This is a genomic window from Noviherbaspirillum sp. ST9, from assembly GCF_048799745.1.
Taxonomy (GTDB): Bacteria; Pseudomonadota; Gammaproteobacteria; order Burkholderiales; family Burkholderiaceae_D; genus Noviherbaspirillum.
In genome coordinates, this window is the sequence record NZ_JBLWFR010000180.1 from 1 (window position 1) to 553 (window position 553).

Consider the following 553-nt stretch of genomic DNA (forward strand, 5'->3'; position numbering starts at 1 on the left):
TTGCAACTCATCATCCGAATATCAGTGGGAGATCGTTGGCGACCCCGCCATTACAGAGATCAGGAAAAGGAGCATTCCTTTGATGGAAGAGAAATTCATCAGAGCAGAGAAGCTGTCCGGATCGATGACGCTAAACTGGACAGGTTCTCCTGAAGAATATTTTGAAATGCTGATTCCCAATGCGTTTCATGCATATAAAAGTGCGACAATTATGCAGAATGTGCCGGGACCAGAATACAAAATCCAGCCTGTGGGGAGAGACGCCGTGCTGCTCACTTTTGAGTTTAATGAACAGGGAGTTGGCTGGCCCTCCTTTACCATTAATGCTCCGGAGGGCACGATCATAGAACTGTTGGTACACGAAGCTCATACTCCCGGTAAAGCGGTCCTCATCAATTCTCATTTTAACTCCTGGACCAGGTTTATCTGTAAAGAAGGGCTGAACCGGTTTGAGACCTTTGATTTTGAGAGCTTCCGTTGGTTACAGCTACATATCCGTAATTTTAATCGTGCAGTAACGGTTAGCGAAGTAGGAATGAGGAGAAGAGTTTTC

At 45.8% G+C, this 553-nt stretch carries 1 protein-coding gene; it reads left to right on the top strand.

Features of this window, described 5'->3' with window-relative positions; all coding sequences use genetic code 11:
* Window positions 1–82: 82 nt before the first annotated feature.
* On the top strand, window positions 83–553 hold a 471-nt coding region (locus ACNOHI_RS25405), incomplete at its 3' end, for a hypothetical protein (RefSeq protein WP_420477503.1).